This is a genomic window from Pseudonocardia sp. P-1, assembly GCF_058111925.1.
On the sequence record NZ_CM176614.1, the window covers coordinates 4,930,550 to 4,944,944 of the forward strand.

Sequence of the window (14,395 nt, forward strand, 5' to 3'; positions counted from 1 at the left end):
CTCCGGTCGACGGCCGCAGATGCGCGGCCTCCGGCGCCCGGTTCACCCGGACGTCGCAGCTCAGCGGCCGAGCAGTGCCGCCCGCAGCTCGTCGGCGGTGGGGTACACCGTCGTGGCGCCCGCGGCCTCCAGCTCGCCCGGCTCGGCGTAGCCCCAGCCCGCTCCGGCACAACGGAGGCCGTGCTCGGCGGCGCCCTCGACGTCGTGCAGCCGGTCGCCGACCATCAGCGGCTCGTCCGCGCCCGCGGGGGACCCGAGCCGGCGCAGCGCCTCGGCGACGACGGCGCCCTTGGTCGGCCGGTCCGCGGCGCGGGTGTCACCGACGATCTCGGTGAACAGGTCGGTCCAGCCGTGGTGGGCGAGGATCTTGCGGGCCGAGGTCTCGCCCTTGCTGGTGGCCAGGGCCATCGTCACGCCGGCCGCGGACAGGGCACGCAGCAGCTCCGCGACGCCGGGGTAGGGCGTGCAGTCCAGGCAGCCGTCCTCGTCGCCGTAGAGGCGCCGGTACACCGGCAGCACGGCGGCGGTGCCCTCGTCGCCGAGGATCGGGGGCAGGCTGCGGTAGAGCGGCGGGCCGAGCAGGTGCGTGCCGAGCGCGGACTCGGGGACGTCCAGGCCCACCTCGTCGATAGCGCGGCGCATCGAGCCGAGGATGCCGGGGGCGGAGTCGACGAGGGTGCCGTCGAGGTCGAGCAGGATGTGGGTCAGCACGTCGGGTCATTCTGCCTCCCGGGAGACCCGGCCGTCCCTTCTCCCTGAACGGTCGCAGGTCGTACACTTGTACGCATGGCGAACACACTGCTCGGGCCGCTGTCCGGCACCGACCGGGTCGACGGTCTGCTCGACGACGGCGCGTGGATCGCCGCCCTGCTGGAGGTCGAACTGGCGCTGTCGGCGGTCGCCGCCGAGCAGGGCGCGGTCACCGAGCACGACGCCGACGCGGTGGAACGCGCCGTCGCCGCCGTCGCGGGCGTCGACCCGCACGCGCTGGCCGCCGAGTCGGTCGAGGGCGGCAACCCGGTGATCCCGCTGGTCAAGCGGCTCAAGGCGGCCGCGGCGCGGATCCAGCCCGGCGCCGAGCGCGCGGTGCACCCGGGCGCCACCAGCCAGGACGTCATGGACACCGCGCTGATGCTGCTCACCCGACGGGCCGGGCACCGCGTCGTCGCCGACCTCACCGCCTGCGCCGACGCCGCGGCCGCGCTCGCCGCCACCCACCGCGACACCCCGTGCGCCGCCCGCACCCTCGGCCAGCAGGCGCTGCCCACCACCTTCGGCCTCGTCGCCGCCACCTGGTGCACCGGGCTGGACCGGGCCCGCACCGGCCTCGACCGGGTGCTCACCGCGCTGCCGGTCTCCTACGGCGGCGCCGCGGGCACCCTCGCGGCCGTCCACCCGTTCGGCCCGGCCGTCGCCGACGCGCTGGCCGCGCGGCTCGGCCTCGCCCCGCAGGGCGTACCGTGGCACACCGAACGCAGCCGTATCGGCGAGCTCGCCGGGGCGCTCGGCGTCGCCGCCGGGGCCTGCGCCAAACCCGCGGGCGACGTCGTGCTGCTGTCCGCCACCGAGCTCGGCGAGGTGTCGGAGTCCGCGCCGGGGGACTCGTCGTCGATGCCGCACAAGCGCAACCCGGCCGCGGCCGTCACCGCCCGTGGCGCCGCGAAGCGCGCCCCCGGCCTGGTCGCGACGCTGCTCGCCGGCGCCGAGCAGGAGTTCCAGCGTGCCGCCGGGGCCTGGCACGCGGAATGGGAGACTCTCGTCGCGCTGCTGCGGGTCACCGCGGGCGCCGCGGCCCGGTTGCGGGTGAGCCTGGAGGGGCTGCAGGTGCACCCCGAGGCGATGGCCCGCAACCTCGACCTCGCCGCGGGCACCCAGGGCCACGGCACCGGGCACGCCGCCGACCTGGTCGACACCGTCCTCGCCGGGCGGCCGGCGTGAGCACCCCGGAGGACGTGGGCGCCCCGCGCACCGAGCAGGTCCGCTCGCTGGCCCGGGGGCTGGCCGTCATCCGGTCCTTCGACGCGCAGCGCCCGCAGCAGACCCTCGCCGACGTCGCCCGTGCCACCGGGCTCACCCGCGCCGCGGCGCGCCGGTTCCTGCTCACCCTGGCCGAGGAGGGCTACGTCCGCACCGACGGCAGGCTGTTCACCCTCACCCCGCGGGTGCTCGAGCTCGGCTGGTCCTACCTGTCCGCGATGGGCCTGCCCGAGATCGCGGCCCCGCACCTGGAGCGCCTGGTCGCCACGGTGCGCGAGTCCGCGTCGGTGTCGGTCCTCGACGGCGACCCGCACACCGGCTACGACGTCGTCTACGTCGCCCGCGTCCCCACCTCGCGGATCATGACCGTCACCATCACCATCGGGACCCGCTTCCCGGCCTGGGCGACGTCGATGGGCCGCGTCCTGCTCGCCGCGCTCCCGCCCGCGACCCTCGACTCCTACCTCGGCGCGCTGGAGCCCGCGGCACTGACCGCGCACACCGTCTCGACGCCCGGGCAGCTGCGCACCGAGCTGGACCGGGTCCGCACCGACGGGCACTGCGTCGTCGACCAGGAGCTGGAGGCCGGGCTGCGCTCGGTCGCGGTGCCCGTCCACGACCGCGCCGGGAGGGTCGTCGCGGCCGCGAACGTCTCCACCCACGCCTCCCGCAACGACGCCGACGGCCTGCGCGCCGACATCCTGCCCGAGCTGCGCGCCTGCGCCGCCGCGATCGAGGCGGACCTGCGCGCCGCCGGGTGACCGGGAACAGACCGCGCCCGCGGTGGGTTGGCCCTCCCAGGAGCTGATCACGAGCGACGGAGGCACGGTGAGCGGACGTCTGCACCTGGCGGTCGAACTCGGAGCGGCGGGGCGTCACCCCGGCGCGTGGCGGCTCGGCGGCGCCGACCCGGCCCGGCTGTTCACCGCCCCGTACCACCTGGACCTGGCCCGCACCGCGGCGCGCGGCGGCCTCGACCTCGTCGCGCTGCCCGACTCGCTGCAGCCGCCCGGGGCCGACCCGGCCGCACTGCCCGGCACCCTCGACGCCGTCGCCGTCGCCGCGCGGGTCGCGCCCGCCGTCCCCGGTATCGGGATCGTGCCGACGGTGACGGTCACCCACACCGAGCCGTTCCACCTGTCCAAGGCCGTCGCCACCCTGGACTTCGTGTCCACCGGGCGGGCCGGCTGGCAGCCCGACGTGTCGCGCACGCAGGCCGAGGCCAACCTGTTCGGCCGTGCGCGCGCCGACCGCGACGCGGCCTCGCTCTGGCGGGAGGCCGGCGAGGCGATCGAGGTCGCCGCCCGGCTGTGGGACTCCTGGGAGGACGACGCCGAGATCCGCGACGCCGCCACCGGCCGCTTCGTCGACCGCGACCGGCTCCACCACATCGACTTCACCGGCGAGTTCTTCTCCGTGACCGGACCGTCGATCACCCCGCGCCCGCCGCAGGGGCAGCCCCTGACCGTGCTGCGCGGCGACGAGACCGAGGCGCTGGCGACCGTGGGCCGCTACGCCGACGTCGTCCGGGTCGCGGCCGACACGGTCGCCGGTGCCGCCGAGGCCCGGGACCGGGTGCGTGCCGCCGTCGCCGACGCCGGGCGCCACCCCGACCAGGTCACCGTGCTGCTCGACGTCGAGACCCTGCTGGGCGACGACGCCGCCGCGCGGCTGCGCGAGCTCGACGCACTCGCCCCCGCCGACGCCGACACCGTCCCGGCGACGCTGCGCCACGTCGGCGACCCGGCCGCGCTCGCCGCCCTGCTGCGCGACGCCGCCGAGGAGCGCGCCGCCGACGGGTTCGTCCTTGTCCCGCTGGCGCTGCCGTCCGGGGTGGACGAGATCGTCGACGGCCTGCTGCCCGCACTCGGCGACGCCTGGACGCCCGCCCCCTACGACGGCACCCTGCGCGACCGCTTCGGGCTCGCCCGCCCCGCGGACCGGTACACCCCGACGGCGGGCTGACCGGCACACTCGCCGGGTGCGCGTCCTCACCGCCGACGACCGGCTGCGGGCCCTGCTCGCCCGCCAGCTCCTCACCGGGCGAGCCGCCCTGACGGTGCCGCGCGCCCTGGAGCGCATCGGTGGGTTGCAGACCCAGCACGCCCCGTCGGGCTACCTCGGGCTCTGGTCGCGGCTCATCGGCTTCGAGCGGTCCGCACTGACCGCGATGCTGCACGACGGACGCGTCGTACAGGCCTGGGCGATGCGCTCGACCATCCACATGCTCAGCCGCCGCGACCACCGGGTGTTCACCGCCGCCGTCCGCGCCGAGCAGCGCGCGGACTGGCTGCGGCTGTCCCGCGACGTCACCGACGCCGACATGACCGCCGCCGCACGCGTCGTCGGCGGGCTGCTGGCCGACGGGCCGCGCCGGCACGCCGAGATCACCGCCGCACTCGCCGACGCGGGCCTGCCCGCGGGTGTCTTCCCCGGCGTGCAGCACTGGGTCGGGCTCGTGCGGATCCCGCCCGCCGGCACCTGGGCGACCCCGCGCGCCCACGTCTACGGCCTGGCCGCGCCCGGCCCGGAGCCCGGCCCCGCCGCGGCACGGGCCGCGCTGGCCCGCCGCTACCTGCGGGCCTTCGGGCCCGCGTCCGCGCCGGACGTCGCGCGGTTCGCCGGCTGGCCGGTCCGCGTCGCCCGCGCAGCCCTGGCGGGGGAGGACCTGCGCCCGTTCGCGGCCGAGGACGGCACCGCGCTGCTCGACGTGCCGCGCGCCCCGCTGCCCGGGCCCGGCGCCCCGCTGCCGGTGCGCTTCCTCGGCCCCTACGACGCGGTGCTGCTGCTCGGGCACGCCGCGGCCACCGGGATCGTGCCCGCCGAGCACCGCCACCACGTGTTCGCCACGACCCGGCCCCGCTCGGCGCCGGTGTTCCTGCTGCACGGCCGGGTCGCCGGCACCTGGGAGCACCGCGACGGCCGCGTCGCCACCACCCCGTTCACCCCGCTCGACGCCGCCGACCGGCGCGCCGTCGACGACGAGGCCGAGCTGCTCACCGCCTGGTACCGGGACCCGGGGCCGGGAGCGTCCCCGGGGTGACGCACGATGGGATCATGACCGGCACGACGCAGCCGAAGCCGACCAGGCCCGCACCGGGCACCCGGGAGCGGCTGCGGCGCGCGCCGGTCGAGTCGGGTCTCGGGATGGCTCCCGACCCGTCGTCGACCCCGGAGCGCGTGGTGGTGCGCGCCCCGCTGCACGACGGCGTCCGCACCGCCGACGGCCGGGTCCTCCCGGTGCTCCCGGCGCTGCTGGCCGACGCGGGCCTCGGCTACCTCGTCTTCTCCACGGCGCGGCTCACCGGAGGCGCGCCCACCGTCGACCTGCGCCTGGACGCGGCCGGGGTCCCCGCACCGGACGCGCGGTGGCTGCGCGCCGAGCTGATGCTGCTGCACCTCGACGACGAGGTCGGCGTCGGCCGGGCCGAGATGCGCGACGACACCGGGGTCGCCGTCGCGCACGTCGTCGCCACCTTCGCGCTGACCGGTGCCCCCGCGGGCCCCGGCGGGCTCGCGACCGCGCCCGCGACGGGGACCACCGCCGCCGGCACCGACGCCCGGGCCGCGCTGCCGCCGTTCGACGCCACCCGGCTGCGGACCGAGCACCTCGAGCGCGACGCCGACGGCGACGTCGTGTTCACCCCCGGCCCGTCGACGACGAACCTCAACGGCACCACCCACGGCGCGGTCCTGTCCGGGCTCGCCGCCGCGGTCCAGTCCGCGCACCCCGGCGCCGCGGACGCCCGGCCGTTGTCCACGACGGTGGAGTTCCTGCGTCCGGTGCAGGTCACCGACCGGCTGCGGGCCCGCACCGTCGCGATCCGCGACGGCCGCCGGTTCCGCACCCTGGGCACGGAGCTGCTGCTGCCCGACGGGCGGACCGCGGTGCGCGCCGTCGGCACCGCGCTGCGCCGATGATCGCCCGGACGGGTCGTCGCTGTTAGCGTCGTCACCGTCCCCGGCTCGGAGGTGCGCACGTGTCGACCCCGCAGGTCCCCGCCCCACGACCCCACCGGATCGCCGTCATCGGGTCCGGACCGTCCGGTCTGTACACGGCCGAGGCGCTGCTGGCGGGTGACCCGTCGGTGCACGTCGACGTGATCGACCGGCTGCCCGCGCCCTACGGTCTGGTCCGCTACGGCGTCGCCCCCGACCACGTGAAGATGAAGTCGGTCATCCGCGCGCTGGTGCGGACCTTCGACGACAGCGACCGTGTCCGGTTCCTCGGCAACGTCCACGTCGGCCCCGGCGGCATCCCGGGGGAGGCGCTGCGGGAGCACTACCACGCCGTCGTGCACGCGACGGGCAGCGCGGTCGACCGCGACCTCGGCGTCCCGGGGGAGGACCTCGCGGGCTCGGTCGGGTCCGGCGCGTTCGTGTCCTGGTACTGCGGGCACCCCGACGCGGTCGGTCCCGGCCCGCTGCTCGACCGCCCCGGCGTGGTCGTGGTCGGCGCGGGGAACGTCGCCGTCGACGTCGCGCGGGTCCTGGCCCGCCCCGCCGACGACCTCGCCGCCACCGACGCGCACGACGCGGTGCTCGACGCGCTGCGGGCGAGCGCGGTCACCGACGTGCACGTACTGGTCCGGCGCGACCCGCTGCACGTGAAGTTCACCCCCGCCGAGCTGCGCGGTCTCGGCGGCCTCGACGACGTCGACGTCGTGGTGCACGACGACGGCCTGCTCGCCGCGGGCGTGGCCGAGCCGGAGGAACGCCGGATGCGCCAGAACATCGAGATGCTCACCGAATGGGCCCGCCGGTCCTCCACCGGCGCGCCCCGGCGGATCCACCTGCGGTTCCTGCGGTCCCCGGTCCGGCTCGTCGACGACGGCACCGGCCGCGTCGGCGCCGTCGAGATCGAACGCAACGCCCTCGGCGACGACGGCCGGGTGCGTGGCACGGGGGAGCGGGAGACCCTGGACGCGGGCCTGGTCGTGCGGGCCATCGGCTACGCGGGCGAGCCCATCGAGGGGCTGCCGTTCGACGCGGCCACCGGCACCGTCCCGCACGACGCGGGACGGGTGCTGCTCGGCGGGGAGCCGGTGCGCGGCAGCTACGTGGCCGGGTGGATCAAGCGGGGCCCGACCGGCGTGATCGGCACCAACAAGGGCGACGGCGCGCAGACCGCGGAGTCGGTGCTGGCCGACCTGCCGACCCTGTCGACGCCGCCGCGGCCGGGCGGCGACGCCGTCGTCGAGCGGATGCGCTCCTACGGCGTCGACCCCGTGCTGTGGGAGGACTGGCTGCGTCTCGACTCCGCCGAGCTCGCCCTGGGGGAGCGGCGCGGCGGCACCGACCGGGTCAAGATCGCGGACCGGGCGGAGATGCTGGACGCCGCCCGCCGCCACAGCTCGCGGTCGTAGCGGCCGGTTCCCGCACGGCCGCCGTACGGCTCAGTACGGGTCGACCGCCATGACGCAGGACATCGCGCCCATGCCGCGGGAGAAGTCGTCGGCCTCGTCGGGGGTCATCGACATGGTGCAGGTGACCGAGCTGTAGGCGACGCCCTCACGGACGTCGACGCAGAACTCGCGCAGCGTGCGGCCGCAGCTCTGCAGCGCCGAGGCGATCTGCATGACCCCGGCCATCCCGTCGCCGGTGACGACGGTGTGCCGGCGGGGCATCCGGGACGCGATGTCCGCGGCGCCACCGGAACCGGTGGGGAAGGAGAAGGTGGTGGTGGTCGTGGGACGGTCGGCGGTGATGCTCATGATCGTGTGGCTCCATGCGTTGCGCGAGAGAGAAGCGGGAACGCGAGCCAGGTCTCGTGGATCCTCACCGCGGTGTGCGGGAGGGAAGCGCCGGGATTGCGGCGCGGGCGCGTCGGCGGCCTGGATCAGCCGACGCGCAGTGCTACTACCGCGAGAAGTCGTGCGGGCAGCGCTGCGGCCGGAGCAAGGGTGTGCTCGACGGTGCGCATGACGATCACAGTAGCAACCGGATGCGGCCTGCGCCACAGGGGATGCCCCCACTAGCCTCATCGGTGTCCGCCACGCCCTGACCCGAGGGGGAGCCCCACCGTGATCACCGCGATCGTCCTGGTGCACACCGCCGCCGACCGGATCCCCGAGACCGCGCAGGCCATCGCGGACCTCGACGGCGTCTCGGAGGTCTACTCCTGCGCCGGTGACGTGGACCTGATCGCGATCGTCAAGGTGCGCGAGCACGAGCAGCTCGCCGACGTGATCGCCAACCGGCTCAGCCGGATCGACGGCGTCGTCGGGACCGACACCCACATCGCGTTCCGGTCCTACTCCAAGGCCGACACCGACGCCGCGTTCGCCATCGGGCTCGACTGAGCCCGGCCCCCGCGGGTCAGGCCGACGCGAGCTCGGTCGAGAGCGCGGCCCAGCGGGCCAGCAGGTCCGCGGCGGCACCGGAGTCCACCGCCTCGGCGACGGCGTCGAGCGCCGCCCCGACCGACGCGGTGAGGTCCGCACCGACCCCGCGGTGCGCGGCGAGCGCCCCGGCGGCGTTGAGCAGCACGGCGTCGCGCACCGGTCCGGTCTTGCCGGCCACCAGGTCGCGGACGACGGCGGCGTTGACCTGCCGGGTGCCGCCGCGCAGGTCCTCGGCGGTGGCCACGCCGACCCCGAGGTCGGCCGGGTCCAGCCGCTCCTCGCGGACGGTGCCGCCGTCGCTGATCCAGACCGTGCTGCGCCCGGTGGTGGTCAGCTCGTCGAGCCCGTCGTCGCCGCGCACCACCAGTACCGACTTGCCGCGCCGGGCGAAGACCTCGGCCATCGTCGCGGCGTGCCGGGGGTCGGCGCAGCCGATCAGGCCGGTCTCCGGCTGGGCCGGGTTGGACAGCGGCCCGAGCAGGTTCATCGCGGTCGGGACGCCGAGCTCGCGACGGACACCGCCGGCGTAGCGCATGGCGGGGTGGAAGGACTGCGCGAAGCAGAACGCGATCCCCAGCTCCGCGGCGCACCGCTCGACCGCGGACGGGGTCAGCTCGATCGCGACGCCCAGCTCCTCCAGCACGTCGGCCGTCCCGCACTGCGACGACGCCGCGCGCCCGCCGTGCTTGACCACCGGCGCACCCGCCGCCGCGACGACGATCGCCGCCATCGTGGAGATGTTCACCGTGTGCGCCTGGTCCCCGCCGGTGCCGACGACGTCGACCGAGCGCCCGGGCACGTGCACCCGCAGCGCGTGGGCCAGCATCGCGTCGGCCATGCCCGAGATCTCCGCGGGCGTCTCGCCCTTCGCACGCAGCGCCACGAGGAACCCGGCGAGCTGCGCCGGGGTCGCGTCGCCGGCGAAGACCTGACCCATCGCCCAGGTCGCCTCGTCGGCGGTGACGTCCTCGCCGCGCATCAGGCGGCCGATCACGGAGGGCCAGGTGGGTGCGCTCACGACGTGAGGTGTCCTCTGTCTCGCTACTGCTGCGGGGTCAGGGTGCCGGGCCGGTGGTCGCGCAGGACCTGCGCGACGACCTCGGCCGCCTCGATCGGGTCGAGCGGGTGCACGAGCACCGCGTCCGCCTCCGACCAGGTGGCGAGCCAGCGGTCGTCGCGGCGGCGGACGGTCAGCACGATCGGGGGGCAGTCGACGATCTCGTGACGCAGCTGCTTGGCCACGCCCATCCCGCCGGTCGGCTGCGCCTCGCCGTCGAGGACCAGCAGGTCGGCCTCGCCCGCGTCGCAGGCGGCGAGGACCTCGGCGATGCCGGCCGCCTCCACCCAGCGCACCCGGCCCACGTCCGGCGCGGGCCGCCGCCCGACCGCCTCGATGATGCTCTCGCGGACCTCGGGACGGTGGCTGTAGACCAGCACCGTGCTGGTCCCCGTCACCGATCCGGCCGCGCTGCCGATCTCTGCCGCTCGTCCGCTCACGCCGGGGATACTAGGGGAACCCTCCGTCGCCCCCGAACGTTGTCGTGCCGGCGGTCCGGGACGGGGCCGTCCGGCGGCCCCCCGGTCGCCCCGACCAGGCGAAGAGTTCGGTGATCATGGGGTCCGTTCGCCGATCGTGATGTGGCGAGGGGTATCCCGACAAGCCGTAGAAGTTCGGCTCGGGTCATAATGCCCGACGTGACGACAGCGGCACCCAACATCAGCGCGCGGATCCATTCGCTGAACCGCCCCAACCTGGTCAGCATCGGCACCATCGTCTGGCTCTCCAGCGAGCTGATGTTCTTCGCCGGGCTGTTCGCGATGTACTTCACCGCGCGGGCGCAGAACGACGGCCCCTGGCCGCCGCCGCCCACGGAACTCAACGTCCCCTACGCGCTCACGATCACGATCATCCTGGTCGCGTCCTCGTTCACGTGTCAGTTCGGCGTGTTCGCGGCCGAGCGCGGCGACGTGTTCGGACTGCGCCGCTGGTACGCGGTGACGCTGGTCATGGGCACGATCTTCGTGCTGGGGCAGGCCTACGAGTACTACGAGCTGGTGCACTCGGGCACGACGATCGCCTCCAGCGCCTACGGATCGGTGTTCTACCTGGCGACCGGCTTCCACGGGCTGCACGTGGTCGGCGGCCTGGTCGCGTTCGTGTACCTGATCATCCGCACGAGGCTCAGCAAGTTCACGCCCGCCCAGGCCACCGCGGCGATCGTGGTGTCGTACTACTGGCACTTCGTCGACGTGGTGTGGATCGGGCTGTTCGCCACGATCTACTTCATCCGCTGACCGATCGCGCCGCCCGTTCCCTGACAGCACCCGCCACGACGTCGAGGTTGGAAGTCCCCCAGCGATGACCGAGAACCAGAACCCACCACCGGCCGCCCGGCCGGACGAGAAGGCCGGGGGCCGCACCCGTCCGCACGGCAAGTTGAAGCGCCGCATCGCCGGCGCCCTCGCCATCGGGCTGGGCCTGCTGTCCGTCGGTTTCCTCTACGCCGCCTTCGCGCCGCAGCCGCAGGTCGCCCAGGCGCAGCAGGACACCGCGCTGATCGCCAAGGGCGAGCAGCTCTACAACAACACCTGCATCACCTGCCACGGTGCGAACCTGCAGGGCGTCGAGAACCGCGGCCCGAGCCTCATCGGCGTCGGTGACGCGGCGGTCTACTTCCAGGTGTCCTCGGGGCGTATGCCGATGGCGCGCCAGGAGGCCCAGGCGGCCCGCAAGCACCCGCTGCCGATCTTCGACCCGGAGACCCAGGAGGGCCGGGCGAACCTCGAGGCGCTGGGCGCGTTCGTGCAGGCCAACGGCGGCGGGCCGGTCACCCCGGCCGCGACCGGCGAGGCCCTGCGCGGCGACGACCCGGGTCGCGGCGGCGTGCTGTACCGCCTGAACTGCGCCTCGTGCCACAACTTCACCGGTGTCGGCGGCGCGCTGTCGTCCGGCAAGTACGCTCCCGCGCTCGAGCCGGCCAGCGAGGAGCAGATCTACACCGCGATGCAGACCGGTCCGCAGAACATGCCGCGCTTCTCCGACCAGCAGCTCACGCCGCAGGAGAAGCAGGACATCATCGCGTACATCAAGTCGGTGAACAACGCCAACGACCCGGGCGGCTACTCGCTGCTGGGTCTCGGTCCGACGGCCGAGGGCATCTTCATGTTCGCCGTCGTGATGTCCGGTCTGGTCGGGTTCGCCATCTGGTTGGGGGCGAAGAGTTGAGCAGCGATGTCAGCACCGGGTCGGACCGTCGTCCGACCAAGGAGGAGCTCGACGCGATGTCGCCCGAGCAGCTGGCCCTTCTGGCCGGCGAGCTCGACGAGGTCGAGGTCGTGCACAACACGCCGGCGTTCCCGATCCCGGGGACCCGCGCGGAGAAGCGCGCCGAGCGTTCGGTCGCGCTGTGGTTCATCATCTCGGCGATCTCCATGATCGCCTTCGTGGTCGCGTTCATCGCGTGGCCGTGGGAGTACGTCAACGCCGGCGAGCCCGGCGTGGAGCTCTACAACCTCTACACCCCGGTCATCGGCTTCACCTTCGGGTTCTCGGTGCTCTCCATCGGCATCGCGGTCATCCAGATGGTGAAGAAGCTGTTCCCGGAGGAGACCTCGGTCCAGCAGCGCCACGACGGTCCGTCCACCGACGTCGACCGCGCCACCTTCCTGGCCCAGGTCGCCGACGCGGGCAAGGGCACCACGATCGGGCGCCGCAAGCTGATCATCCGCAGTGCGGGTCTGGCCGCGGCCGTGGCCGGTATCGGCACCGGTGTCGTCGCGCTCGGCGGCATCATCCGCAACCCGTGGGCCGAGGGTGACGACTCCCCGCTGTGGCACACGGGCTGGCGTCCGGAGAGCGGCGAGACGGTATACCTGCGCACCGACACGGGTATCCTGTCCGAGATCGCGCGCGTGCGACCCGAGGACATGGAGCCGGGTGCCATGATGACCGTCTTCCCGTACCGCGAGAGCGAGCGGGGCAACGAGGAGGAGCTCCTCGCGGCGCAGCGCGCCTCGGACGCGCCGGTCATGCTCATCCGTCTCCGCCCCGGGACCGAGGTCACCAAGCGTCCCGGTCAGGAGAACTTCAACTATGGTGACTACTACGCCTGGTCGAAGGTCTGTACCCACCTCGGGTGCCCGACCTCGCTGTTCCAGGCGCAGGACAACCGCATTCTCTGCCCGTGCCACCAGTCGCAGTTCCTGGCCACGCAGGACGCCGAGCCCGTCTTCGGGCCGGCCGCCCGGCCGTTGCCCCAGCTGCCGATCACGGTGAACGAGGAGGGCTTCTTCGTCGCCCGCAGCGACTTCGTGGAGCCCGTCGGACCCGCGTTCTGGGAGAGGCCGAAGACGACATGAGTTCGATCACGACACCCACCACCTCCTCGGGTGGCCTCGCGGCCAAGGGCGGCGCGGCACTCGACCAGGCGGACCAGCGGTACCACGCGGCGGCGGGGCTCCGGAAGCAGTTCAACAAGGTCTTCCCGACCCACTGGTCGTTCATGCTGGGCGAGATCGCCCTGTACAGCTTCATCATCGTGCTGCTGTCGGGCACCTACCTGGCGCTGTTCTTCGACCCCTCCATGCAGGAGGTCGTCTACAACGGGCCGTACGACCCGCTGCGCGGCGTCCACATGTCGCGGGCCTACGAGTCCGCGCTGGAGATCTCGCTCGAGGTCCGCGGCGGCCTGTTCATGCGTCAGCTGCACCACTGGGCGGCGCTGCTCTTCGTCGCGGCGATGATCATCCACATGTTCCGGGTGTTCTTCACCGGCGCGTTCCGCAAGCCGCGCGAGGCCAACTGGACCATCGGCGTCGTCCTGATCCTGCTGGGCACCTTCGCCGGCTTCACCGGCTACTCCCTGCCGGACGACCTGCTCTCGGGCGTCGGGCTGCGGATCGCCTCGGGCATCACGCTGACCGTGCCGATCATGGGCACCTGGGTGCACTGGGCGCTGTTCGGCGGCGAGTTCCCCGGGACCGAGATCATCCCGCGGCTCTACATCATCCACGTGCTGATCCTGCCCGGCATCATCCTCGCGCTGATCGCCGTGCACCTCGGCCTGGTGTGGTACCAGAAGCACACCCAGTTCCCCGGCCCGGGCCGGACCGAGAACAACGTCGTCGGTGTGCGGATCATGCCGCAGTTCGCGGCGAAGGGCGGCGCGTTCTTCTTCGTCGTCGCCGGTGTGCTGACGCTGATCTCGGGCCTGTTCCAGATGAACCCCATCTGGCACCTCGGCCCGTACGACGCCTCGCACATCTCCGCCGGGTCGCAGCCGGACTTCTACATGCTGTGGTCCGAGGGCATGGGCCGGATCTTCCCGCCGTGGGAGTTCTACCTGTTCGGGACGTACACGATCCCGGCGGCGTTCATCCCCACCGCGGGCTTCCTGCCGGTGCTGTTCGTGCTGGCCGGGGCCTACCCGGCCATCGAACGGCGCTTCACCGGCGACGACGCGCTGCACAACCTGCTGCAGCGTCCGCGCGACGTCCCGGTCCGGACCGCGCTCGGCGCCATGGCGATCTCGTTCTACCTGTGGCTCGTGATGTGCGGGTTCAACGACTGGATCTCGTACTTCTTCCACATCTCGCTGAACGCGACCACGTGGGCCGGCCGCATCGGTCTGCTCGTCGTGCCGCCGATCGTGTACTGGGTGGCCTACCGCTGGTGCATCGGTCTGCAGCGGTCGGACCGCGCGGTGCTGGAGCACGGCATCGAGACGGGCATCATCAAGCGGCTCCCGCACGGTGAGTTCATCGAGGTGCACCAGCCGCTGGGCGGTGTCGACGCGCACGGTCACGCGATCCCGCTGGAGTACCAGGGCGCCTCGGTGCCCAAGCGGATGAACCAGCTCGGGTCGGCAGGTGAGCCGGTGTCCGGTTCGCTGCTCACGCCGGACCCGGTCGAGGAGTCCCGTGCGCTGGCCGTGGCCCGCCACGAGGCCCACGAGCGGGAGCTCGAGGAGTCCCGCCGGCGCCACGAGGCGCGGGCGGAGCTCGAGTCCCGCAGCGGTGAGCTCGCGGGCCGCCCGGACGACGGCGGTCGTCCGCAGCAGCCGCGCGACTGAGCA

15 protein-coding genes are annotated in these 14,395 nt (G+C 74.1%); 11 read left to right on the top strand and 4 right to left on the bottom strand.

Annotated features, from left to right (window positions below; translation table 11 throughout):
- Nucleotides 1–60: 60 nt before the first annotated feature.
- Entirely contained in the window at nucleotides 61–711 is a 651-nt protein-coding gene (locus tag AC0GKK_RS24240; RefSeq protein WP_489882600.1) for an HAD hydrolase-like protein, read from the bottom strand.
- Nucleotides 712–786: 75 nt separating this feature from the next.
- On the opposite strand from AC0GKK_RS24240, the gene AC0GKK_RS24245 reads away from it, so the two are divergent.
- The 6 genes from AC0GKK_RS24245 to AC0GKK_RS24270 all read left to right on the top strand — a co-directional run bounded on the left by AC0GKK_RS24245 (nucleotide 787) and on the right by AC0GKK_RS24270 (nucleotide 7,343).
- Nucleotides 787–1,938, top strand: a complete 1,152-nt coding sequence (locus AC0GKK_RS24245; RefSeq protein ID WP_476651994.1) for a lyase family protein — start codon at nucleotides 787–789, stop codon at nucleotides 1,936–1,938.
- Nucleotides 1,935–2,738: an IclR family transcriptional regulator domain-containing protein gene (locus AC0GKK_RS24250; protein WP_224402033.1), complete on the top strand. Its 804-nt coding sequence runs from the start codon at nucleotides 1,935–1,937 to the stop codon at nucleotides 2,736–2,738. The genes AC0GKK_RS24245 and AC0GKK_RS24250 overlap by 4 nt, the downstream gene beginning before the upstream one ends.
- Before the next feature lie 67 nt (nucleotides 2,739–2,805).
- Nucleotides 2,806–3,942 carry an LLM class flavin-dependent oxidoreductase gene (locus tag AC0GKK_RS24255; RefSeq protein WP_489882601.1) on the top strand — a complete coding sequence of 379 codons (1,137 nt, stop codon included), beginning with the start codon at nucleotides 2,806–2,808 and terminating at the stop codon, nucleotides 3,940–3,942.
- A gap of 16 nt (nucleotides 3,943–3,958) precedes the next feature.
- Nucleotides 3,959–5,020 carry a winged helix DNA-binding domain-containing protein gene (locus AC0GKK_RS24260; protein ID WP_476651990.1) on the top strand — a complete coding sequence of 354 codons (1,062 nt, stop codon included), beginning with the start codon at nucleotides 3,959–3,961 and terminating at the stop codon, nucleotides 5,018–5,020.
- A gap of 14 nt (nucleotides 5,021–5,034) precedes the next feature.
- Nucleotides 5,035–5,898 (top strand): PaaI family thioesterase, encoded by an 864-nt coding sequence (locus AC0GKK_RS24265; RefSeq protein ID WP_405416320.1) that lies wholly within the window; start codon nucleotides 5,035–5,037, stop codon nucleotides 5,896–5,898.
- A gap of 59 nt (nucleotides 5,899–5,957) precedes the next feature.
- Nucleotides 5,958–7,343, top strand: a complete 1,386-nt coding sequence (locus AC0GKK_RS24270; RefSeq protein WP_489882602.1) for an FAD-dependent oxidoreductase — start codon at nucleotides 5,958–5,960, stop codon at nucleotides 7,341–7,343.
- Between the two features lie 30 nt (nucleotides 7,344–7,373).
- On the opposite strand, the gene AC0GKK_RS24275 is transcribed toward AC0GKK_RS24270, so the two are convergent.
- Nucleotides 7,374–7,691 carry a hypothetical protein gene (locus tag AC0GKK_RS24275; RefSeq protein ID WP_482637905.1) on the bottom strand — a complete coding sequence of 106 codons (318 nt, stop codon included), beginning with the start codon at nucleotides 7,689–7,691 and terminating at the stop codon, nucleotides 7,374–7,376.
- Nucleotides 7,692–8,000: 309 nt separating this feature from the next.
- On the opposite strand from AC0GKK_RS24275, the gene AC0GKK_RS24280 reads away from it, so the two are divergent.
- Complete coding sequence (locus tag AC0GKK_RS24280; RefSeq protein ID WP_476651985.1) at nucleotides 8,001–8,279, top strand: Lrp/AsnC family transcriptional regulator; 279 nt, start codon at nucleotides 8,001–8,003, stop codon at nucleotides 8,277–8,279.
- A 16-nt stretch (nucleotides 8,280–8,295) separates the two neighbouring features.
- On the opposite strand, the gene trpD is transcribed toward AC0GKK_RS24280, so the two are convergent.
- Together trpD and AC0GKK_RS24290 are read right to left on the bottom strand one after the other, a co-directional pair.
- Entirely contained in the window at nucleotides 8,296–9,339 is a 1,044-nt protein-coding gene (gene trpD, locus AC0GKK_RS24285; RefSeq protein WP_251785143.1) for an anthranilate phosphoribosyltransferase, read from the bottom strand.
- A 23-nt stretch (nucleotides 9,340–9,362) separates the two neighbouring features.
- Nucleotides 9,363–9,758, bottom strand: a complete 396-nt coding sequence (locus AC0GKK_RS24290; protein WP_373324244.1) for a response regulator transcription factor — start codon at nucleotides 9,756–9,758, stop codon at nucleotides 9,363–9,365.
- 249 nt (nucleotides 9,759–10,007) lie between these two features.
- Here AC0GKK_RS24290 and ctaE point away from each other — a divergent pair, with 249 nt between their 5' ends.
- The 4 genes from ctaE (at nucleotide 10,008) to qcrB (ending at nucleotide 14,392) form a co-directional block, all read left to right on the top strand.
- Complete coding sequence (ctaE, locus tag AC0GKK_RS24295) at nucleotides 10,008–10,616, top strand: aa3-type cytochrome oxidase subunit III (protein WP_489882603.1); 609 nt, start codon at nucleotides 10,008–10,010, stop codon at nucleotides 10,614–10,616.
- A 64-nt stretch (nucleotides 10,617–10,680) separates the two neighbouring features.
- The gene (gene qcrC, locus AC0GKK_RS24300; RefSeq protein ID WP_489882604.1) at nucleotides 10,681–11,547 is read left to right on the top strand and encodes a cytochrome bc1 complex diheme cytochrome c subunit; all 867 of its coding nucleotides are present in this window, start codon (nucleotides 10,681–10,683) and stop codon (nucleotides 11,545–11,547) included.
- Nucleotides 11,544–12,680: a cytochrome bc1 complex Rieske iron-sulfur subunit gene (gene qcrA, locus AC0GKK_RS24305; protein ID WP_489882605.1), complete on the top strand. Its 1,137-nt coding sequence runs from the start codon at nucleotides 11,544–11,546 to the stop codon at nucleotides 12,678–12,680. Before qcrC ends, qcrA begins: the two co-directional genes overlap by 4 nt.
- Nucleotides 12,677–14,392, top strand: a complete 1,716-nt coding sequence (gene qcrB / locus AC0GKK_RS24310) for a cytochrome bc1 complex cytochrome b subunit (RefSeq protein WP_489882606.1) — start codon at nucleotides 12,677–12,679, stop codon at nucleotides 14,390–14,392. The genes qcrA and qcrB overlap by 4 nt, the downstream gene beginning before the upstream one ends.
- Nucleotides 14,393–14,395: the final 3 nt, after the last annotated feature.

Coding starts and splice junctions, on each gene's coding strand:
- AC0GKK_RS24245 (WP_476651994.1), top strand. CDS start 787: ATGGCGAACACACTGCTCGGGCCGCTGTCCGGCACCGACCGGGTCGAC.
- ctaE (WP_489882603.1), top strand. CDS start 10,008: ATGCCCGACGTGACGACAGCGGCACCCAACATCAGCGCGCGGATCCAT.
- qcrB (WP_489882606.1), top strand. CDS start 12,677: ATGAGTTCGATCACGACACCCACCACCTCCTCGGGTGGCCTCGCGGCC.
- qcrC (WP_489882604.1), top strand. CDS start 10,681: ATGACCGAGAACCAGAACCCACCACCGGCCGCCCGGCCGGACGAGAAG.
- AC0GKK_RS24275 (WP_482637905.1), bottom strand. CDS start 7,691: ATGAGCATCACCGCCGACCGTCCCACGACCACCACCACCTTCTCCTTC.
- AC0GKK_RS24265 (WP_405416320.1), top strand. CDS start 5,035: ATGACCGGCACGACGCAGCCGAAGCCGACCAGGCCCGCACCGGGCACC.